The 21,829-nt window shown below is 65.3% G+C and carries 12 protein-coding genes, 5 rRNA genes and 1 pseudogene; 9 read left to right on the forward strand and 9 right to left on the reverse strand.

Annotation, left to right across the window (positions count from 1 at the left end; genetic code table 11):
* Positions 1-55: 55 nt before the first annotated feature.
* The gene (locus SLAV_RS17880) at positions 56-613 is read right to left on the reverse strand and encodes a hypothetical protein (protein ID WP_051841494.1); all 558 of its coding nucleotides are present in this window, start codon (positions 611-613) and stop codon (positions 56-58) included.
* Between the two features lie 378 nt (positions 614-991).
* On the opposite strand from SLAV_RS17880, the gene SLAV_RS17885 reads away from it, so the two are divergent.
* The 6 genes from SLAV_RS17885 to SLAV_RS17910 all read left to right on the forward strand — a co-directional run bounded on the left by SLAV_RS17885 (position 992) and on the right by SLAV_RS17910 (position 8,297).
* Positions 992-1,300 carry a DUF8827 family protein gene (locus SLAV_RS17885; RefSeq protein WP_008742356.1) on the forward strand — a complete coding sequence of 103 codons (309 nt, stop codon included), beginning with the start codon at positions 992-994 and terminating at the stop codon, positions 1,298-1,300.
* A gap of 102 nt (positions 1,301-1,402) precedes the next feature.
* Positions 1,403-2,224: a DUF8175 domain-containg protein gene (locus SLAV_RS17890; RefSeq protein ID WP_030240577.1), complete on the forward strand. Its 822-nt coding sequence runs from the start codon at positions 1,403-1,405 to the stop codon at positions 2,222-2,224.
* Positions 2,214-3,539, forward strand: a complete 1,326-nt coding sequence (locus SLAV_RS17895) for a hypothetical protein (protein WP_030240579.1) — start codon at positions 2,214-2,216, stop codon at positions 3,537-3,539. Before SLAV_RS17890 ends, SLAV_RS17895 begins: the two co-directional genes overlap by 11 nt.
* Positions 3,536-5,098 carry an SCO6880 family protein gene (locus tag SLAV_RS17900; protein ID WP_030240581.1) on the forward strand — a complete coding sequence of 521 codons (1,563 nt, stop codon included), beginning with the start codon at positions 3,536-3,538 and terminating at the stop codon, positions 5,096-5,098. Before SLAV_RS17895 ends, SLAV_RS17900 begins: the two co-directional genes overlap by 4 nt.
* Before the next feature lie 20 nt (positions 5,099-5,118).
* Positions 5,119-6,537, forward strand: a complete 1,419-nt coding sequence (locus SLAV_RS17905) for an ATP-binding protein (RefSeq protein ID WP_030240582.1) — start codon at positions 5,119-5,121, stop codon at positions 6,535-6,537.
* A 2-nt stretch (positions 6,538-6,539) separates the two neighbouring features.
* Positions 6,540-8,297 carry a hypothetical protein gene (locus tag SLAV_RS17910; RefSeq protein WP_030240583.1) on the forward strand — a complete coding sequence of 586 codons (1,758 nt, stop codon included), beginning with the start codon at positions 6,540-6,542 and terminating at the stop codon, positions 8,295-8,297.
* Positions 8,298-8,310: 13 nt separating this feature from the next.
* On the opposite strand, the gene SLAV_RS17915 is transcribed toward SLAV_RS17910, so the two are convergent.
* Positions 8,311-8,868, reverse strand: a complete 558-nt coding sequence (locus SLAV_RS17915; protein ID WP_030240585.1) for a GNAT family N-acetyltransferase — start codon at positions 8,866-8,868, stop codon at positions 8,311-8,313.
* 49 nt (positions 8,869-8,917) lie between these two features.
* Here SLAV_RS17915 and SLAV_RS17920 point away from each other — a divergent pair, with 49 nt between their 5' ends.
* Positions 8,918-9,760 carry a DUF3626 domain-containing protein gene (locus SLAV_RS17920; protein ID WP_030240588.1) on the forward strand — a complete coding sequence of 281 codons (843 nt, stop codon included), beginning with the start codon at positions 8,918-8,920 and terminating at the stop codon, positions 9,758-9,760.
* Between the two features lie 49 nt (positions 9,761-9,809).
* Here SLAV_RS17920 and rrf (SLAV_RS17925) read toward each other — a convergent pair.
* The 4 genes and pseudogenes from rrf (SLAV_RS17925) to SLAV_RS17945 all read right to left on the reverse strand — a co-directional run bounded on the left by rrf (SLAV_RS17925) (position 9,810) and on the right by SLAV_RS17945 (position 16,057).
* A 5S ribosomal RNA gene (gene rrf, locus SLAV_RS17925) occupies positions 9,810-9,926 on the reverse strand.
* Between the two features lie 74 nt (positions 9,927-10,000).
* A 23S ribosomal RNA gene (locus tag SLAV_RS17930) occupies positions 10,001-13,123 on the reverse strand.
* Positions 13,124-13,407: 284 nt separating this feature from the next.
* A 16S ribosomal RNA gene (locus tag SLAV_RS17935) occupies positions 13,408-14,932 on the reverse strand.
* Together the 16S, 23S and 5S rRNA genes form the textbook arrangement of a ribosomal RNA operon.
* Positions 14,933-15,529: 597 nt before the next feature.
* Positions 15,530-16,057: pseudogene (locus tag SLAV_RS17945) on the reverse strand (dihydrofolate reductase family protein).
* 182 nt (positions 16,058-16,239) lie between these two features.
* Between SLAV_RS17945 and SLAV_RS17950 the strand changes: the two are divergent.
* Entirely contained in the window at positions 16,240-16,752 is a 513-nt protein-coding gene (locus SLAV_RS17950; protein ID WP_030242319.1) for a hypothetical protein, read from the forward strand.
* 453 nt (positions 16,753-17,205) lie between these two features.
* On the opposite strand, the gene SLAV_RS17960 is transcribed toward SLAV_RS17950, so the two are convergent.
* A complete protein-coding gene (locus SLAV_RS17960) occupies positions 17,206-17,592 on the reverse strand; it encodes a hypothetical protein (protein WP_051841597.1) in 387 nt (128 codons plus the stop codon).
* Positions 17,593-17,652: 60 nt separating this feature from the next.
* Between SLAV_RS17960 and SLAV_RS17965 the strand changes: the two genes are divergently transcribed.
* Positions 17,653-18,171, forward strand: coding sequence for a hypothetical protein (locus tag SLAV_RS17965; protein WP_030242310.1), 519 nt, complete (start codon positions 17,653-17,655; stop codon positions 18,169-18,171).
* A gap of 75 nt (positions 18,172-18,246) precedes the next feature.
* Here the strand turns inward: SLAV_RS17965 and rrf (SLAV_RS17970) are convergent.
* Together rrf (SLAV_RS17970) and SLAV_RS17975 are read right to left on the reverse strand one after the other, a co-directional pair.
* A 5S ribosomal RNA gene (gene rrf / locus SLAV_RS17970) occupies positions 18,247-18,363 on the reverse strand.
* Positions 18,364-18,437: 74 nt separating this feature from the next.
* Positions 18,438-21,560, reverse strand: a 23S ribosomal RNA gene (locus SLAV_RS17975).
* Positions 21,561-21,829: the final 269 nt, after the last annotated feature.

Here is a 21,829-nt window from a genome sequence, read left to right on the forward strand (position 1 = left end):
GCCCCGACTCCGGCACCGGCTCCGGTCACGGCGCCGCACCCCGGTGCGGCCGGCGTCAGTAGGGCCGGACCACCGCCGTCCAGCCCAGCGTGCAGGCCAACGCCGTCGTGCACGAGTTCTCGTAGATGTCCCCGCCCGTGGTGAGCACCTTCACGTACACCCGCGGACCGCCCACCCGCACCGACACCCCGCACGCGTCGCGCGGGAAGCCCGGCGTCCTGGCCCGCGTCAGGTCCTGCCAGTAGTAGGGGGCCGTCGGCCCGGACCTCGCCCCGACGTACGCCCTCCCCCGGCTCAGCACGGCACTGAACTCCGAGGTCCCCGGCCCCGAGACGGTGTCGACGTCCGCACACGGCCCGTGCGGCCCGGCCGGACCCCGCTCCCCCTTCGGACCCCGGTCGCCCTTCGGCCCCTTGGGCCCGCGCGGCCCGGTACACCCCCCGCCCTTGAAGCCCCGGTCGTCATCCTTCCCGCACCCGTACCCGTACCCCTGCCCCTGCCCGGCCTCGACGGCCACCGCCGGGACCGGTACGGCCACCAGCCCGCACAGCAACGCCACGGCCACCCCGGCGGCCAGCCGGGCCCTGGGGCCCGGCTCCACAGCGAAACCCATCAGACTCCTCCTCACGCCCTCACGTCCTCACCACCAACGACCGCGAGCCTCCCTCCCAACCCGCCGCAAATATGGAAAGACTGACGGAATGTCGGACAAACATCAGCGGGACGGCCCAACGACACGCGCCCCACTGCGCCGAACGGCCGCCCCTCACCCGGCCCCGCGCACGCCGGGCCGACAATCATTGCCCGGGGTCACCCACCGTGATACACAGAGTGACCAGGTCAGGGCGCGCGGGAGGGGCGCACGCCGGGAGATCGGGTAAAGAGAGCCGCCAAGTCGACGACGGCGGCGGTTTCATCAGCGAAGATAGTGCGTGACCCCTGCCGTCGGGCACGGGCTACCGGAACTACCCATACAGGGGCGGTGAGTTACATGATCCTGGCAGCCGAAAAGGGCGACATCACCACCATCATCGGCGGAATCGCCCCGAACTGGGGGCCGTTCGGCAGTCTCGGCAACGAAGCGAAGGTCATGATCGAGGTGGTCATGGCCGTAGCGATCCTCCTCTGCCTCGGCATCGCCATCTGGGGCGCGGCCAAGCAGCGCATCGGCGCGACCGCACTGCGCGACACCTTCAGCGCGGAACAGGGCAAGGGCCTGATCGTGGCCGGCCTCACGGGAGTCTTCATCATCGGCTCCCTCGGCACCCTCTTCACGATCGTCTACGGAATGGCCGTCTAGCCGGACCGGCGCGGCCGGCCGCACCCTGATGAGGAATCACCACACCGCGCCTGAGCGGGAACGAGCGCTACCGTCGTACGACGCGGAGGGGGCGGACACGCAATGAGCAACGACGACCATTACGGCGGCGGCGACGTCGGCGGCACGGGCCAGACCCGCACCCGCCTCCCCGACTCCCCCTCCGACCCCTACGGCACCCCCCGCCGCACCCCCCGCGCCTCCCGTGGCCTGGTGACGGTGGTCGGCGTCGTGGTCCTGCTCGTCGCCGCCATCGCGTTCGCGAACCAGTCCTCGGACTCCCCGGGCGGCGACACCGCCTCGGACAAACCCCCGACCACCACCTCCACGGCCCCGACGGGCACGGCCCCGGTCACCACCAAAACGGCGGGCATCCCCAAGGGCTTCGCCCACGACGAACAGGGCGCGCAGTCGGCGGCGGCGAACTTCGCGGTGGCCCTGGGCTCGGACGGCATGCTCAAAAAGGACGTCCGGCACGCCCTCGTGGACGGCATCTACACCGCGGAGGCGGCACAGCGGAAGGGCACCCAGGACACGGCGTACTCACCCGCGTTCCTCGCCACCCTCGGTCTGGATCCGAACGGCAACGCCCCTCAGGGCAATACCTTCGTCACCCGTGCCGTTCCCGTGGGTACCCGCGTCGAGAGCTACACCCCCACCACGGCGAAGGTCGCGGTCTGGTACACGGGCCTGGTCGGGATGTCCGGCGCCAAGTCCACCACGCCGGTCCGTACCACCTGGAAGACCTGGATCTTCGAACTGACCTGGGCCGGGGAGGACTGGAAGGTCGTCTCCGACACCCAGCAGGACGGCCCCGCCCCGGTCCCCGGCGACGTCGCCGCGTCCTCGTCAGACGACATCAGCAAGGCCGTTCAGGAGTTCGGAGGCTTCACCTATGCCCGGTAGCCACCGCCGCCTCCGCATCGCCGGAGTGCTGGCCGCCGTACAGACGACCGTGGTGCTCCTGTCGGCCCGGGCCTTCGCCGCGCCGACGCCGACTCCGACGCCGACCCCGTCGGGCTCACCCTCGAAGAGCAGCCGCTGCGAAGGGGTCATCGGCCCGCTCAAGGAGGACTGCGAGCGCAGCGTCGGAGGAAACCCGGGTACGGGATCCGGTACCGGCCTCTCGACGGACAGCCCCACCGACGCCATCAACCCCCTCGCCTCCCTCGCCAAGGGCTGCGCCGACGCCGCCGCCTGGATCGTCAACAAGCTCAGCGAAGCCGTCAAGGGCACCGCCAACGTCGACTTCACCAACCCCGCCTTCCTCAAGCAGTACGCCGTCGTCTTCGCCGCCTCCACCATCCTCACCCTCGTCCTCTGGCTCCTCGCCGTGGCCAAGCGCGCCGTCCGCGGCGTCCCCCTCACCACCGCCCTCTCCGAAGCCATCGGCTTCCTCTGGCTCACGGTCCTCGCCTCCGCCTTCACCCCCCTGATCCTCTACACCGTCGTCTCCGCCACCGACGGCGTCACCGAGGTCATCGCCTCCGCCACCGGCAGCCAGACCGACGTCTTCTTCGGCTCCTTCTCCGAAGCCCTCAAGAAGGGCAGCGACATCGGCGGCGGCCCGATCATGCTGATCGTCGTCGCCCTCGTCACCGTCCTCGCCGCCGGCGTCCTCTGGCTGGAGCTCGTCATCCGCGCCGCCCTGCTCTACGTCGGCGCCCTCCTCGGCACCGTCGTCTACGCCGGACTCGTCGACCGCAACATGTGGGGCCACGTCCGCCGCTGGGCCGGCATCATGATCGCCGTCATCCTCGTCAAGCCGGTCATCGTCATCGTCCTCGGCCTCGCCGGGGCCCTCGCCGGCGAAAAGGGACCCGACGCCTTCTCCGCCGTCGTCTCCGGCCTCGCCATCATCCTCCTGGCGATCTTCGCCTCCGCGATGATCTACCGCTTCGTACCCGGCTTCGGCGACGAGATCGCCTCCGCCCGCAGCAACCGCTCCAAGGCCACCGACGGCGCCCAGGCCGCCGCCGTCATCAGCTCCCCGGCCTCCCTCGTCTCCCAGGGCATCAAGACCCACAGCAGCCGCGGCGGCGGTGCCCACCGCGCCTCCGGCGGCTCCACCGGAGGCGACGCCAACCAGATCTCCGGAGGCATGGCCGCCCACAGCAGCCGTGGCTCCGGCAGCGGGACCGGCGGCGGAACCGTCCCCTCCGCCGCGCCCCCGCCCCGCACTGGCTCCAGTACGAGGAACACAGGAGGTGACGGGCGTTGACGACCCAGTCCCACCAGCTCCACCCGGTCGCGCCCCGCCGCACGTATCTCATCGGCCGCGCCCGGCCCAACGCGATCGTCGGCAAGAACCGCGAAACCGGCGAGATCGCCCTGATCATCGTCGGCGCGTTCTTCGGCATGATGAGCGGCCTGCTCGTCCCCGACCTCACCCTGCGCATCGTGAGCCTCGCCGGGTTCCCCATGCTCGCCCTGGCCGCCGTGTACGTCCCCTACAAGGGCCGCACCTTCTACCGGTGGTTCGAGATCAGCCGCAGCTACAAGCGCACCCTGCGCCGCGGCACCACCTACCGCTCCGCCGCCATGGAATCCGGCACCCGCGCCGCCGACGGCCGCGAGGTCGAGGTCGGCCCGCCCCCCGGCATCGGCCGCATCAACTGGCTCGCCGCCCCCTTCGGCCCCGACGAGATCGCCGTACTCCTCCACGCCGACCGCCGCACCGTCACCGCCGCCATCGAGATCGAGGGCCCCGGCGTCGGCCTGCGCGACAGCGAGGACCAAGAAGCCCTCGTCGACCGCTTCGGCACCCTCCTCAAGCACGTCGCCAACGGCGACGGCTTCGTCACCCGCCTCCAGATGCTCGCCCGCACCCTCCCCGCCGACCCCGACGCCCACGCCAAGGACGTCGCCCAGCGCGGAGACACCCAGGCCCCCGGCTGGCTGCGCGACTCCTACGACCAGCTCCAGTCGATGGTCTCCACCTCCTCCGAGCAGCACCGCGCCTACCTCGTCGCCTGCATGCACTTCACCCGCGACCTGGCCGCCGAAGCCGTCGCCATCGCCCGCGCCGCGACCCCCCACAAGGGCCGCAAGCTCGACCGCGACTCCGGCCTCGCCATCGTCATGGCCCGCGAACTCACCGACATCTGCGCCCGCCTCGCCGAGGCCGACATCCGCGTCCGCCAACCCCTCGGCCAGGGCCGCCTCGCCTCCCTCGTGCACTCCATGTACGACCCGGACCACCCGATCGACCACATCCAGGCCATGACCAAGCGCAACGCCTGGCCCGCCGAACTCGACGCCGTCGAACCGACCTACCTCCAGGCCAAGACCCGCGAGTCCTCCACCCGCGCCCCCTGGTGCCACGCCACCGCGTGGGTCAAGGAATGGCCGATGACCCCGGTCGGCGTGAACTTCCTCGCCCCCCTCCTCGTCCACACCCCCGACGTCATCCGTACGGTCGCCGTCACCATGGACCTCGAACCCACCGAGGTCGCCATCGAGCGGATGCTCACCGAGAAGACCAACGACGAGGCGGACGCCAGCCGCGCCGCCAAGATGAACCGCACCGTCGACCCGCGCGACATCGCCGCCCACGGCCGGCTCGACCAGAGGGGTGAAGATCTGGCCAGCGGCGCTGCCGGAGTCAACCTCGTCGGGTACATCACGGTGTCCTCGCGTTCACCCGAAGCCCTCGCCCGCGACAAGCGCACCATCCGCGCCTCCGCCGGCAAGTCCTACCTGAAGCTCGAATGGTGCGACCGCGAGCACCACCGCGCCTTCGTCAACACCTTGCCGTTCGCCACCGGCATCCGACGCTAGCTGGAGGGAACGGCCGCCCCATGCGAGATCCCATGTCCGCCCTGACGGACGCCTTCACCAGCTTCCTCTTCGGCAAGGTCGAAACCACCCGCCTGCCCGTCCGCACCTCCACCGGCCAGGCGCAGGCCGTCTACCTGCCCACCGCCGCCCCCGGCCTCGGCGACTCCGGCGTCATCATCGGCCGCGAGGTCTACAGCGGCAAGGGCTACATCTACGACCCCTTCCAGCTCTACGGCCAGCAACTCCCGGCCCCCCACTGGCTGGTCCTCGGCGAATCCGGCAACGGCAAGTCGGCGCTCGAAAAGACCTACGTCCTGCGCCAGCTCCGCTTCCGCGACCGCCAGGTCGTCGTACTCGACGCCCAGGGCGAGGACGGCGTCGGCGAGTGGAACCTGATCGCCCAGCAGCTGGGGATAACCCCCATCCGCCTGGACCCCATCGCCGCCAACGACGACGGGATCCGCCTCAACCCCCTCGACCCGGCGATCACGACGACCGGCCAGCTCGCGCTGCTCCGGACCATCATCGAAGTCGCCATGGGCCACGGCCTCGACGAACGCTCCGGCTTCGCCCTCAAGGTCGCCCACGCCTACGTCGTGGACGCCATCCGGGACCGCCAGCCCGTCCTGACCGACATCGTGGAACAACTGCGCCACCCCGAAGCCGAATCCGCCCTCGCCATGAACGTCGACATAGACGACGTCCGGGCCTGGGGCCTCGACGTGGCCCTCGTCCTCGACCGCCTCGTCGACGGCGACCTGCGCGGCATGTTCGACGGCCCCACCACCGTCGGCATCGACCTCGACGCGCCCCTGATCGTCTTCGACCTCTCCCACATCGACCGCAACTCCATCGCCATGCCCATCCTCATGGCGATCGTCGGCGTGTGGCTGGAACACACCTGGATCCGCCCGGACCGGAAAAAGCGGATCTTCCTGGTCGAAGAGGCCTGGCACATCATCAACAGCCCCTTCGTCGCCCAGCTGTTCCAGCGCCTCCTCAAGTTCGGCCGCCGCCTCGGCCTGTCCTTCGTCGCCGTCGTCCACCACCTCTCGGACGTCGTCGACGGCGCGGCCGCCCGCGAAGCCGCGGCCATCCTCAAGATGGCCTCGACCAGAACGATCTACGCCCAGAAGGCCGACGAAGCCCGCGCCACCGGCCGGGTCCTCGGCCTGCCCCGGTGGGCGGTCGAGATCATCCCCACCCTCACCCCCGGCATCGCCGTCTGGGACGTCAACGGCAACGTCCAGGTCGTCAAACACCTGATCACCGAAACCGAACGCCCTCTCGTCTACACGGACCGCGCGATGACCGAGTCCTCCACCCCGCCGCAGCTCCCCGAGGACCTGCTGGCCGCCGAACTCGAAGCGGAGGAACGCGCCCTGTACATCGAGCGCCAGCGGGGCGCGGGCCCCGGCTCGGCCGCCACGGTGGCCTGACCATGTCCGACGCCAGACGTACAGAGCCCCCGGCGCGGGCCGGCGGCATCCCCGACGGAGTCCTGGTCGGCCTCCTGGCCTTCCTCCTCGGCCTCGCCGTCCTGGTCTGGTCGGCCACCGGCCTGGCCGCCCTCTTCTCGAAGGGCGCCTGGCCGGCCACGGTCACCTTCACCCGCACCCCGGGGGCCGTCCGCGCCCTGATAGCGCAACCCCACGACATCGCGGCCGCCTGGCCCGACACCGACCCGGCGGCCCTGTCCGGGTGGGGCCTGTTCTGGGGCCTGTTCATCAGCCAGCTGCTCGTGGCGCTGGTCCTCACGATCTTCACCATGGGCGTGGTGGCCCGCACCAAGGCCCGCCGCACCAAGCCGTACGCCCCCACCCCGGCGACACCCCCACAGCCCGGCCTCCACACCGCGCCTCCGGCGACTGGTGCGGCTATGGCTACGGGTACGGCTACGGCTTCGACCCTGGCCACGGCACCGGGTACGGCTCCCGCCCCGGCAACAGCCACGGCTCCGCCTCTGGCCCCGGGTACCGCTGCGGCCCCGGGTACGGCTGCGACCCCGGGTACGGCTCCGGGTCAGGGCTTCGGTACGGCTGCGGGTCAGGGCTTCGGTACGGCTCCGGGTCAGGCCTCCGGTACGGCTCCGATCCCGGCCCAGGACCCCGCATCCGCCACCGCGCCCATGCCCACCACCGTCCCCCAGGCCGCCGTCACGCCGGCCCCGCCCCGCCCCGCCCCCGTCGACGAGGCCTACCGCTACGGCTTCGGCTACGCCCCGAGGCCCCCCGACTCGGCCCAGACCCCGGCAGACTGCCTCACGGCACCCACCGCACCCAGCACGAACACCCGCCTCACCTACGCCACCCCCGCGGAGCGCCACCACCTCGCCGCGCAGGCCATCGCCTCCGCCGAAGGCGCCGTCCTCGTCGTCACCTCGTCCCCCGCCCTCTGGTCGGACACCAAGGACGCCCGGGCGAAACTCGGACCGGTGCTCCTCTACGACCCCTCGCACCTGTGCGACACCCCGGCCCGCATGCACTGGAACCCCGCGGAGGGCTGCGCCGACCGCGATACCGCCGCCGCGCGCGCGATCGCCCTGCTGGCCCCCGTACGCCCCCAGGCCCGCCTGGACGCGGCCGTCGCCGACACCGCCGAGACCCTCCTGCGCAGCTGGCTCCAGGCCGCCGCCCTGGACGGGCGCCCCTTCAAGCAGCTGCACCGCTGGGCCCAGGGCAACTCCGCCCAGGACCCCGTCCGCATCCTGCGCACCCACCTCCAGGCCGCCCCCGGTGCCGCCGGCGAACTCGAAAGCGCCCTCACCGGGCACCCCGAACGCCGTGAACAGGCCCAACACCTCACGGCCCGGGCCCTCTCCTGCCTGACCTCGATCCACATCCGCGAGGCCTGCACCCCGAACCGCACGGATGCCCTCACCCTCGCATCGTTCGTGGCCGAGGGGGGCAGCCTGTACGTGGTGGGCGAACCCCTCGAAGACCCCCGGACCCACCCGGGTGCGATGCCGCTGCTGACCGCACTCGCCTCCAGCGTGGTCGAGCACGGCCAGCGCGTGGCCGTACGGTCATCCGCCGGTCGGCTCGACCCACCACTGACCCTGGTCCTGGAGGACGTCGCGGCCGTGGCGCCCGTACCCCAGCTCCCGGAACTGCTGACGGACGAGACGCTCCCGCTCCTCGCCCTGTGCCGCAGCCGCGAACAGGCACGGGCCCACTGGCCCGCAGCCGACCTCCCCTGACCCGGTCCCGGCCCTACTCCGGCCGCGCGAACCCGTACTCCAGTTCCCGCGCCCCGGAGTCCCCGGGCACCGGCACGACCCGCCCGCTCGCCTCGAACCCGTAGCGCCGGTAGAACGCCGCGGCCCGCGCGTTCTCCTCGTGCACGAACAGCCGTACGCGCGCCAGCCCGGGCCCCTCCAACGACCAGGCCCACTCCAGCGCGGCCGTGAACAGGGCCTCGGTCAGCCCGGTCCCGCGCTGCTCATCCCGTACGAAGACCCCCACCAGATGCCCCTGCGCGGCCTCGACGGGGTTCCCGAAGAAGTCGGTCGTCCCGCCCTCCTCGACCAGCACGGTGACGGAGCCGTCCCATCGCCCGTCCGCCGCCTCGGCGACGAACTGCCGGGCGGCCCGCCCGCTCGCCGCCCCCGCGACCCGCCCCTGCCAGAACTCGTCGGGCCGGGCCTGCGCGTCCTCCAGCGTGTCCAGGAAGGCCACCGGGGCCGCCGGATCCTGCAACGCGGCGATCCGCAGCTCCTTGGCCTTCTCCCACTCATCGGCCTGCACCGTACGTATCACATGCTGCTTCATGGCCGGATCCTAACCACCCACCCCCACAGGTCTGTTGCAGACTGCACCCATGCACCAGCCGCACCCAGAACCCCACACCCGCGCGATCGCGCACGTCACCGCGCTCGCCTCGGGCCCCACCCTGGACCCGACGCTCCCGGTCACCCTGAACTTCCACCCGGACCGGTTCCTGAACGACCGTCCGGTGCTCACCGCCCTGGCCGAAGACGGCGTGTACCGCTCCCAGTTCGTCACGGGCACCAGCAACGGCGGGCTCACCGCCCACCCCGGCGGAGCGCGCTGGCAGTGGGAGAGCCGGATATTCGGCGGCGCCTACGACACCGCGCCGGCCGAGGCCCGCCCGGTGTACGGCGCCCTCAACTTCCGCGGCTCCGCGGCCGGCGCCGCCCCCCGGTTCGGCTCGGCTCACTTCCGTCTCGCCCCGGAAACCCTCTCCCGGACCACCTTCTGCTACCCGGACAGCTACCTGGAGCCGGAGTCCTTCGGGGTCGCCACGCGCATGTCCCTGATCGCCCTGGCCGAAGCCGACGAGCAGGACGCCCTGGACGACTACATCGAAGCCCAGGTGCACACCCCGGTCCGGCTCGACCGTGACGTCTCCGCCCTCGTACTGGACCCCAGTTACCGCGACACCGAGATCGAGGCGGCAGCGGCGGCCCTCCCCTGCCCCACGGAATGGCACCCGGGCTTCCGCCTCACCGTGACGGAACTGCGGCGCCACCCCGACTACCGGGGCCAGGAATTCGTCGACCTCGGCGCCTCCATCGCGGTGGCCGGCGTCCTGACCCCCCGCATCCTCGGCGAAGCGGCCCGCACCGGCGCCCACGACGAGCAGGCCCTGAAACGCGTCTGGCACTACCTGGCCCGCTTCGGCCTCGGAACCGGTCCGTAAACGCAGAAAAGCCCCGCACCATAAGGTGCGGGGCTTTCCCACAATGATTGTTCGGCGGCGTCCTACTCTCCCACAGGGTCCCCCCTGCAGTACCATCGGCGCTGAAAGGCTTAGCTTCCGGGTTCGGAATGTAACCGGGCGTTTCCCTAACGCTATGACCACCGAAACACTATGAAGTTGACCAACCGGGCATTGACACGGTTCGTTACTTCAGAACTAACACAGTGGACGCGAGCAACTGAGGACAAGCCCTCGGCCTATTAGTACCAGTCAGCTCCACCCGTTACCGGGCTTCCACATCTGGCCTATCAACCCAGTCGTCTACTGGGAGCCTTACCCTCTCAAGGAGGTGGGAATACTCATCTTGAAGCAGGCTTCCCGCTTAGATGCTTTCAGCGGTTATCCCTCCCGAACGTAGCCAACCAGCCATGCCCTTGGCAGGACAACTGGCACACCAGAGGTTCGTCCGTCCCGGTCCTCTCGTACTAGGGACAGCCCTTCTCAATATTCCTACGCGCACAGCGGATAGGGACCGAACTGTCTCACGACGTTCTAAACCCAGCTCGCGTACCGCTTTAATGGGCGAACAGCCCAACCCTTGGGACCGACTCCAGCCCCAGGATGCGACGAGCCGACATCGAGGTGCCAAACCATCCCGTCGATATGGACTCTTGGGGAAGATCAGCCTGTTATCCCCGGGGTACCTTTTATCCGTTGAGCGACGGCGCTTCCACAAGCCACCGCCGGATCACTAGTCCCGACTTTCGTCCCTGCTCGACCCGTCGGTCTCACAGTCAAGCTCCCTTGTGCACTTACACTCAACACCTGATTGCCAACCAGGCTGAGGGAACCTTTGGGCGCCTCCGTTACCCTTTGGGAGGCAACCGCCCCAGTTAAACTACCCATCAGACACTGTCCCTGATCCGGATCACGGACCGAGGTTAGACATCCAGCACGACCAGAGTGGTATTTCAACGGCGACTCCACCATGACTGGCGTCACGGCTTCAAAGTCTCCCACCTATCCTACACAAGCCGAACCGAACACCAATATCAAACTGTAGTAAAGGTCCCGGGGTCTTTCCGTCCTGCTGCGCGAAACGAGCATCTTTACTCGTAGTGCAATTTCACCGGGCCTATGGTTGAGACAGTCGAGAAGTCGTTACGCCATTCGTGCAGGTCGGAACTTACCCGACAAGGAATTTCGCTACCTTAGGATGGTTATAGTTACCACCGCCGTTTACTGGCGCTTAAGTTCTCAGCTTCGCAACCCCGAAAGGTCACTAACCGGTCCCCTTAACGTTCCAGCACCGGGCAGGCGTCAGTCCGTATACATCGCCTTACGGCTTCGCACGGACCTGTGTTTTTAGTAAACAGTCGCTTCTCGCTGGTCTCTGCGGCCACCCCCAGCTCACGGAGCAAGTCCGATCACCAGTGATGGCCCCCCTTCTCCCGAAGTTACGGGGGCATTTTGCCGAGTTCCTTAACCATAGTTCACCCGAACGCCTCGGTATTCTCTACCTGACCACCTGAGTCGGTTTAGGGTACGGGCCGCCATGAAACTCGCTAGAGGCTTTTCTCGACAGCATAGGATCATCCACTTCACCACAATCGGCTCGGCATCAGGTCTCAGCCTTAATGAGGGACGGATTTGCCTACCCCTCGGCCTACACCCTTACCCCGGGACAACCACCGCCCGGGCTGGACTACCTTCCTGCGTCACCCCATCGCTTACCTACTACAAGTCTGGTTCGTCGGCTCCACCACTTTCCTTTCCCCGAAGGGTCCGGAACGGCTTCACGGACTTAGCATCGCCTGATTCGATATTGGGCGTTTCAAAGCGGGTACCGGAATATCAACCGGTTGTCCATCGACTACGCCTGTCGGCCTCGCCTTAGGTCCCGACTTACCCTGGGCAGATCAGCTTGACCCAGGAACCCTTAGTCAATCGGCGCACACGTTTCTCACGTGTGTATCGCTACTCATGCCTGCATTCTCACTCGTGAACCGTCCACAACTAGCTTCCGCTGCTGCTTCACCCGGCACACGACGCTCCCCTACCCATCACAGCGGGCGTTGGCCCTATTGCTGCAATGACACGACTTCGGCGGTACGCTTGAGCCCCGCTACATTGTCGGCGCGGAATCACTTGACCAGTGAGCTATTACGCACTCTTTCAAGGGTGGCTGCTTCTAAGCCAACCTCCTGGTTGTCTCTGCGACTCCACATCCTTTCCCACTTAGCGTACGCTTAGGGGCCTTAGTCGATGCTCTGGGCTGTTTCCCTCTCGACCATGGAGCTTATCCCCCACAGTCTCACTGCCGTGCTCTCACTTACCGGCATTCGGAGTTTGGCTAAGGTCAGTAACCCGGTAGGGCCCATCGCCTATCCAGTGCTCTACCTCCGGCAAGAAACACACGACGCTGCACCTAAATGCATTTCGGGGAGAACCAGCTATCACGGAGTTTGATTGGCCTTTCACCCCTAACCACAGGTCATCCCCCAGGTTTTCAACCCTGGTGGGTTCGGTCCTCCACGAAGTCTTACCTCCGCTTCAACCTGCCCATGGCTAGATCACTCCGCTTCGGGTCTAGAGCGTGCAACTCAATCGCCCTATTCGGACTCGCTTTCGCTACGGCTTCCCCACACGGGTTAACCTCGCTACACACCGCTAACTCGCAGGCTCATTCTTCAAAAGGCACGCAGTCACGACTGTATGTGCAAGCACATACAGCGACGCTCCCACGGCTTGTAGGCACACGGTTTCAGGTACTATTTCACTCCGCTCCCGCGGTACTTTTCACCATTCCCTCACGGTACTATCCGCTATCGGTCACCAGGGAATATTTAGGCTTAGCGGGTGGTCCCGCCAGATTCACACGGGATTTCTCGGGCCCCGTGCTACTTGGGAGATGAGCAAGCAAGCCGCTGATGTTTCGTCTACGGGGGTCTTACCCTCTACGCCGGACCTTTCGCATGTCCTTCGACTACATCAACGGTTTCTGACTCGCCGACCGGCCGGCAGACCGATCAAGCTCATTCCCACAACCCCGCATGCGCAACCCCTGCCGGGTATCACACGCATACGGTTTGGCCTCATCCGGTTTCGCTCGCCACTACTCCCGGAATCACGGTTGTTTTCTCTTCCTGAGGGTACTGAGATGTTTCACTTCCCCTCGTTCCCTCCACATGCCCTATGTGTTCAGGCATGGGTGACAGCCCATGACGACTGCCGGGTTTCCCCATTCGGAAACCCCCGGATCAAAGCTCAGTTGGCAGCTCCCCGGGGCCTATCGCGGCCTCTCACGTCCTTCATCGGTTCCTGGTGCCAAGGCATCCACCGTGCGCCCTTAAAAACTTGGCCACAGATGCTCGCGTCCACTGTGTAGTTCTCAAGCAACGACCAGCCACCCATCACCCTCATCCCAAAGGACCAGGTTCACTGGGGCCGGCATCGCGAAGATAAGACCTTACGGCCGTACCCTCAGATACCCAACAACGTGCCAGGCACGATCCCCTCGACTATCACTGTTTTCCACGCCGAAGCAGTACTTACAGGATGGTCTGGAAACCGTGCCAAATAATCAACGTTCCACCCATGAGCAACCGTGCGATTCATTCGATCGCAGTCGGCTATATGCTCCTTAGAAAGGAGGTGATCCAGCCGCACCTTCCGGTACGGCTACCTTGTTACGACTTCGTCCCAATCGCCAGTCCCACCTTCGACAGCTCCCTCCCTTACGGGTTGGGCCACCGGCTTCGGGTGTTACCGACTTTCGTGACGTGACGGGCGGTGTGTACAAGGCCCGGGAACGTATTCACCGCAGCAATGCTGATCTGCGATTACTAGCGACTCCGACTTCATGGGGTCGAGTTGCAGACCCCAATCCGAACTGAGACCGGCTTTTTGAGATTCGCTCCACCTCACGGTATCGCAGCTCATTGTACCGGCCATTGTAGCACGTGTGCAGCCCAAGACATAAGGGGCATGATGACTTGACGTCGTCCCCACCTTCCTCCGAGTTGACCCCGGCGGTCTCCTGTGAGTCCCCATCACCCCGAAGGGCATGCTGGCAACACAGGACAAGGGTTGCGCTCGTTGCGGGACTTAACCCAACATCTCACGACACGAGCTGACGACAGCCATGCACCACCTGTATACCGACCACAAGGGAGGCACTATCTCTAATGCTTTCCGGTATATGTCAAGCCTTGGTAAGGTTCTTCGCGTTGCGTCGAATTAAGCCACATGCTCCGCCGCTTGTGCGGGCCCCCGTCAATTCCTTTGAGTTTTAGCCTTGCGGCCGTACTCCCCAGGCGGGGAACTTAATGCGTTAGCTGCGGCACCGACGACGTGGAATGTCGCCAACACCTAGTTCCCAACGTTTACGGCGTGGACTACCAGGGTATCTAATCCTGTTCGCTCCCCACGCTTTCGCTCCTCAGCGTCAGTAATGGCCCAGAGATCCGCCTTCGCCACCGGTGTTCCTCCTGATATCTGCGCATTTCACCGCTACACCAGGAATTCCGATCTCCCCTACCACACTCTAGCTAGCCCGTATCGAATGCAGACCCGAGGTTAAGCCTCGGGCTTTCACATCCGACGTGACAAGCCGCCTACGAGCTCTTTACGCCCAATAATTCCGGACAACGCTTGCGCCCTACGTATTACCGCGGCTGCTGGCACGTAGTTAGCCGGCGCTTCTTCTGCAGGTACCGTCACTTTCGCTTCTTCCCTGCTGAAAGAGGTTTACAACCCGAAGGCCGTCATCCCTCACGCGGCGTCGCTGCATCAGGCTTTCGCCCATTGTGCAATATTCCCCACTGCTGCCTCCCGTAGGAGTCTGGGCCGTGTCTCAGTCCCAGTGTGGCCGGTCGCCCTCTCAGGCCGGCTACCCGTCGTCGCCTTGGTGGGCCATTACCCCACCAACAAGCTGATAGGCCGCGGGCTCATCCTTCACCGCCGGAGCTTTCAACCCCCGCCCATGCGGGCAGGAGTGGTATCCGGTATTAGACCCCGTTTCCAGGGCTTGTCCCAGAGTGAAGGGCAGATTGCCCACGTGTTACTCACCCGTTCGCCACTAATCCACCCCGAAGGGCTTCATCGTTCGACTTGCATGTGTTAAGCACGCCGCCAGCGTTCGTCCTGAGCCAGGATCAAACTCTCCATGAATGTTTACCCGTAATCGGGTGCACACACACGTTGAGCGGGCACGTCATGTCGGAATATGACCGACGCGCCACAACGTCCTCGCTGTGTTTGGTTGCCTGCAAGCATCACCCGAAGGCGACCTCACAGGTCTTTTTCAAAGGAACCTCATCCACCGAAGTGGACGGGGTATCAACTTCTGGCGTTGATTTTTGGCACGCTGTTGAGTTCTCAAGGAACGGACGCTTCCTTTGTACTCACCCTCTCGGGCTTTCCTCCGGGCTTTCGTTCTGTGTTCTTGCGTTTCCGACTCTATCAGACTCTTTCGTGTCCGATTTTCCTCGGTGCTTTCCAGGTTCTGCGCTTTCGCGCTTTCCCTTTCCGGCGGTTCCGACTCTATCAGAAGTTTTCCACCGGATTTCCCCGGCTTCAGATTCCGAATGAAGAATCGAGTCCACCCCACAGGGGTTTGACGCCTTGTTGGGTGGGAGTCGCCGAACCTGTCCGGTTCGAGGCAACCGTTTGACTCTACAACCCTGCCTGGGGGGTGTCAAAACGGTGGGCGAGGGGTAGCGGCCGGCCTCGACTGCACACGTGCCGGGCAGTCCCAGGGGCTGGCGGTCACCTCACGAAGCGGTACTTCAGGTGCGTGGCGAGGGGGGGTCTTGACCACCCTGACGGACTCCAGGTCCCTCGGTCCGGCACCCGGCCCCTCGAAGAGTTTCAGCCCCGCTCCGAGGAGGCCGGGCACCACGTGCAGCTGGAGCTCGTCGACGAGCCCCTCCCTCAGGTACTGCCGCACCGTTTCGGCCCCGCCCGCGATGTCGACGTTCCTGTCGGCCGGGACGGCCTTCGCCTGGTCGAGGGCGCGGTGGATGCCGTCGATGACGAAGGTGAAGGTGGTCCCGCCCTCCTTGACCAGGGTCGGCCGGGGCCGGTGGGTGAGCACGAAGACCGGGACCCGGAAGGGTGGGAGTCACGGTTCTCCTCCCCTCCCGTCATACCCTGCCGCTCCCGCCAGCTCGCCAGGTTGTGGATCCACTCGAAGAGGGGCGGCACGGCGCCGTCCCCTGCCGGGTTGTCGATGGTCACGTCGGTACCGGCGATGTAGCCGTCGAGGGAGATGGCCAGATCCGCGGCGACGGTCACGGTCGCAGTCACGATGGGGCTCCTCGGGTCTCGGGACGTCCTGCCGTCGCCCTCACGTCGATCGGGGGCCGCCGCATTCGACACACCGGCGCCGCCCGTCCGCATTGACCTTCGAGCGGGTCTAAACCCAAGGATGGCGAGGCGCCCACCCACCACCTGAGCAGAGCGACGAGGCACACCCCATGACCACCACCCCACTGACCACCCCCGACCCAACCATGGAGGCCATCGGCCGGGCCGTCGCCGCAGGCGGAGCCGGCGACGTCCCCTCCGCCCGTCGGAAACTGCTGGCCCTGTGGTCCACGATCGGCGTCACCGGCGACCCCCTGCACCGCTGCGCCCTCGCGCACTACCTCGCGGACCTCTACGAGGACCCCGCCCAAGCCCTCGCCTGGGACATCCGGGCCCTGGACGCCGCCGACGCGGTGACCGAGCAGCGCGCCCTGGAGCACCACGCCGGGCTGCACATCGCCGGCTTCTACCCCTCCCTGCACCTCAACCTCGCCGACGCCTACCGCCGGCTCGGTTCCTTAGCAGCCGCCACCGAGCACATCGAGGCGGCCCAGGCGCAGACCTCCCGGCTCCCCCGGGATTCCTACGGTGACCTGATCCGCCACGCCATCCACGAGGTCGCCGAAGCCATCACCGCACAGGACCGCACCCCACGAACATCAGCACCCGCCTCCCCGTCCTGACCCGCCTCGACATCGGGAACCCGCCGAAGTACGCGAACGCCTGGCGGTGGCAGGCGAAGAAGGTGGCCAAGTCCTGATCCACCACCCGCCGGTACGGCTGCCCGTTGGGAGCCCTTCGCGGCGGCGCGACCGGCGTCTCGGCCAACAGGTACTTGGCGACCGTGTGCCGGGGGTTCAGCCCGGTCTCCTTCGCGGTCTCCTGCGGGCATCGCACCGGACTCATACAGACCGCGAAACCGCCTCAGCTCCAACCAGCGATGCGGATCCAAGACCACTCTCGCGACACCAACGGTGTACGCCGACAACCTCCGCCGCGCCGGGACATGTTCTGCCGGCACCGGATCACCGAGCCTGCCGGCCATCGGCTCCCCGTGTTCCTGCCCGCACTGCATGCCGCGTCGGAGGCCGTCGTCCAAGGCAGGCCGAGCGACCCCGCAACCGCACTCGGCGCTTCTACTCGACCGCCTGCGCCACCGTCACGTCGTGGGGCCAGGAGTCGTTCTCGATGAAGTGCTCAACTGCCTTGCAGGCCAAGGGGAAGGGGACGGTTTCCCTGTCGGGGTGCGTGTCGACCCGCCCGCTGGACGACAGGTATCCGCCGGAGACGCCCTCGCCCCGCGGATCGACCAGGTGCTCCTCGGGACCACCTGCCCCGTCCAGCAGAGCGACCCTCGCGCGTGCGCCGTTGGTGACCACGGACATCAGGCGGCCCCGGCCGTCCTCGAACCACGTCTCCTGGGTCCCCCAGTCCAGCCTGCGTACGAGCAACGACCGGGCTTCCGCACCGGAGTAGCCGTCGGAGGCCTGGCCCGGCAGACACCAGCGGTGGGGTTCGGTCATGGGATCTCTCCGGTGGGGGGCAGCTACTCGTAGCGCTTACGGGCCTGCAAGGCTCTCAGGGTGACTGAGACGACCCCTTATGACGACGACCGTGCCCGGTTCACCCGCCAGGCGCTGGCCCGCCTGGTGCTCTGCGATCACGCCGTGGACGTCGCGGACGCCGCCGGCCTGGTCGCCACCGAGAACGACGTGGACACCGGCCCCGGGGGCCGGGTGAGCCAGGCGTTCCAGCTCATCGAGCTCGCGGAGCGCGCTCTGGCCTCGGCCGTGGTCTTCGAACGAGAGCGGGGCAGCTCTTGGGCTGAGATCGCCCAGTACCTGGGGATCGGCCCCGCGGAAGCGGAAGAGCGCTTCGCCGCGGTACTCGGCGAGTGGGGCACGGCCTTCGACGTCCCCTACCGCCTCGACGAAACCGGCCGCAAGCGCATACCCCAGCTGCCCACAGCGGCATACGACCCCGCCTGGGTTTGCGAGAAGCTCGATCGCTGGGCCTCTCTCCAGAACATCGGGATCGATGCCGTGAGTTCTGGCCTGGTCATGGCCGACCCGGAGGAGGAGCCCCCGCCGGCCGTCCCGTAGCGGCGAACGGGCCGACCGGCCCGTAAACGCAGAAAAGCCCCGCACCATAAGGTGCGGGGCTTTCCCACAATGATTGTTCGGCGGCGTCCTACTCTCCCACAGGGTCCCCCCTGCAGTACCATCGGCGCTGAAAGGCTTAGCTTCCGGGTTCGGAATGTAACCGGGCGTTTCCCTAACGCTATGACCACCGAAACACTATGAAGTTGACCAACCGGGCATGGACACGGTTCGTTACTTCAGAACTAACACAGTGGACGCGAGCAACTGAGGACAAGCCCTCGGCCTATTAGTACCAGTCAGCTCCACCCGTTACCGGGCTTCCACATCTGGCCTATCAACCCAGTCGTCTACTGGGAGCCTTACCCTCTCAAGGAGGTGGGAATACTCATCTTGAAGCAGGCTTCCCGCTTAGATGCTTTCAGCGGTTATCCCTCCCGAACGTAGCCAACCAGCCATGCCCTTGGCAGGACAACTGGCACACCAGAGGTTCGTCCGTCCCGGTCCTCTCGTACTAGGGACAGCCCTTCTCAATATTCCTACGCGCACAGCGGATAGGGACCGAACTGTCTCACGACGTTCTAAACCCAGCTCGCGTACCGCTTTAATGGGCGAACAGCCCAACCCTTGGGACCGACTCCAGCCCCAGGATGCGACGAGCCGACATCGAGGTGCCAAACCATCCCGTCGATATGGACTCTTGGGGAAGATCAGCCTGTTATCCCCGGGGTACCTTTTATCCGTTGAGCGACGGCGCTTCCACAAGCCACCGCCGGATCACTAGTCCCGACTTTCGTCCCTGCTCGACCCGTCGGTCTCACAGTCAAGCTCCCTTGTGCACTTACACTCAACACCTGATTGCCAACCAGGCTGAGGGAACCTTTGGGCGCCTCCGTTACCCTTTGGGAGGCAACCGCCCCAGTTAAACTACCCATCAGACACTGTCCCTGATCCGGATCACGGACCGAGGTTAGACATCCAGCACGACCAGAGTGGTATTTCAACGGCGACTCCACCATGACTGGCGTCACGGCTTCAAAGTCTCCCACCTATCCTACACAAGCCGAACCGAACACCAATATCAAACTGTAGTAAAGGTCCCGGGGTCTTTCCGTCCTGCTGCGCGAAACGAGCATCTTTACTCGTAGTGCAATTTCACCGGGCCTATGGTTGAGACAGTCGAGAAGTCGTTACGCCATTCGTGCAGGTCGGAACTTACCCGACAAGGAATTTCGCTACCTTAGGATGGTTATAGTTACCACCGCCGTTTACTGGCGCTTAAGTTCTCAGCTTCGCAACCCCGAAAGGTCACTAACCGGTCCCCTTAACGTTCCAGCACCGGGCAGGCGTCAGTCCGTATACATCGCCTTACGGCTTCGCACGGACCTGTGTTTTTAGTAAACAGTCGCTTCTCGCTGGTCTCTGCGGCCACCCCCAGCTCACGGAGCAAGTCCGATCACCAGTGATGGCCCCCCTTCTCCCGAAGTTACGGGGGCATTTTGCCGAGTTCCTTAACCATAGTTCACCCGAACGCCTCGGTATTCTCTACCTGACCACCTGAGTCGGTTTAGGGTACGGGCCGCCATGAAACTCGCTAGAGGCTTTTCTCGACAGCATAGGATCATCCACTTCACCACAATCGGCTCGGCATCAGGTCTCAGCCTTAATGAGGGACGGATTTGCCTACCCCTCGGCCTACACCCTTACCCCGGGACAACCACCGCCCGGGCTGGACTACCTTCCTGCGTCACCCCATCGCTTACCTACTACAAGTCTGGTTCGTCGGCTCCACCACTTTCCTTTCCCCGAAGGGTCCGGAACGGCTTCACGGACTTAGCATCGCCTGATTCGATATTGGGCGTTTCAAAGCGGGTACCGGAATATCAACCGGTTGTCCATCGACTACGCCTGTCGGCCTCGCCTTAGGTCCCGACTTACCCTGGGCAGATCAGCTTGACCCAGGAACCCTTAGTCAATCGGCGCACACGTTTCTCACGTGTGTATCGCTACTCATGCCTGCATTCTCACTCGTGAACCGTCCACAACTAGCTTCCGCTGCTGCTTCACCCGGCACACGACGCTCCCCTACCCATCACAGCGGGCGTTGGCCCTATTGCTGCAATGACACGACTTCGGCGGTACGCTTGAGCCCCGCTACATTGTCGGCGCGGAATCACTTGACCAGTGAGCTATTACGCACTCTTTCAAGGGTGGCTGCTTCTAAGCCAACCTCCTGGTTGTCTCTGCGACTCCACATCCTTTCCCACTTAGCGTACGCTTAGGGGCCTTAGTCGATGCTCTGGGCTGTTTCCCTCTCGACCATGGAGCTTATCCCCCACAGTCTCACTGCCGTGCTCTCACTTACCGGCATTCGGAGTTTGGCTAAGGTCAGTAACCCGGTAGGGCCCATCGCCTATCCAGTGCTCTACCTCCGGCAAGAAACACACGACGCTGCACCTAAATGCATTTCGGGGAGAACCAGCTATCACGGAGTTTGATTGGCCTTTCACCCCTAACCACAGGTCATCCCCCAGGTTTTCAACCCTGGTGGGTTCGGTCCTCCACGAAGTCTTACCTCCGCTTCAACCTGCCCATGGCTAGATCACTCCGCTTCGGGTCTAGAGCGTGCAACTCAATCGCCCTATTCGGACTCGCTTTCGCTACGGCTTCCCCACACGGGTTAACCTCGCTACACACCGCTAACTCGCAGGCTCATTCTTCAAAAGGCACGCAGTCACGACTGTATGTGCAAGCACATACAGCGACGCTCCCACGGCTTGTAGGCACACGGTTTCAGGTACTATTTCACTCCGCTCCCGCGGTACTTTTCACCATTCCCTCACGGTACTATCCGCTATCGGTCACCAGGGAATATTTAGGCTTAGCGGGTGGTCCCGCCAGATTCACACGGGATTTCTCGGGCCCCGTGCTACTTGGGAGATGAGCAAGCAAGCCGCTGATGTTTCGTCTACGGGGGTCTTACCCTCTACGCCGGACCTTTCGCATGTCCTTCGACTACATCAACGGTTTCTGACTCGCCGACCGGCCGGCAGACCGATCAAGCTCATTCCCACAACCCCGCATGCGCAACCCCTGCCGGGTATCACACGCATACGGTTTGGCCTCATCCGGTTTCGCTCGCCACTACTCCCGGAATCACGGTTGTTTTCTCTTCCTGAGGGTACTGAGATGTTTCACTTCCCCTCGTTCCCTCCACATGCCCTATGTGTTCAGGCATGGGTGACAGCCCATGACGACTGCCGGGTTTCCCCATTCGGACACCCCCGGATCAAAGCTCAGTTGGCAGCTCCCCGGGGCCTATCGCGGCCTCTCACGTCCTTCATCGGTTCCTGGTGCCAAGGCATCCACCGTGCGCCCTTAAAAACTTGGCCACAGATGCTCGCGTCCACTGTGTAGTTCTCAAGCAACGACCAGCCACCCATCACACCCTGCCGAAGCAGAGCTTTACTGGGGCCGGCATCGCGAAGATAAGACCTTACGGCCGTACCCTCAGATACCCAACAACGTGCCAGGCACGATCCCCTCGACTATCACTGTTTTCCACGCCGAAGCAGTACTTACAGGATGTTCTGGAAACCGTGCCAAATAATCAACGTTCCACCCATGAGCAACCGTGCGATTCATTCGATCGCAGTCGGCT

Source organism: Streptomyces lavendulae subsp. lavendulae (assembly GCF_002803845.1).
GTDB classification, from domain to species: Bacteria; Actinomycetota; Actinomycetes; order Streptomycetales; family Streptomycetaceae; genus Streptomyces; species Streptomyces lavendulae.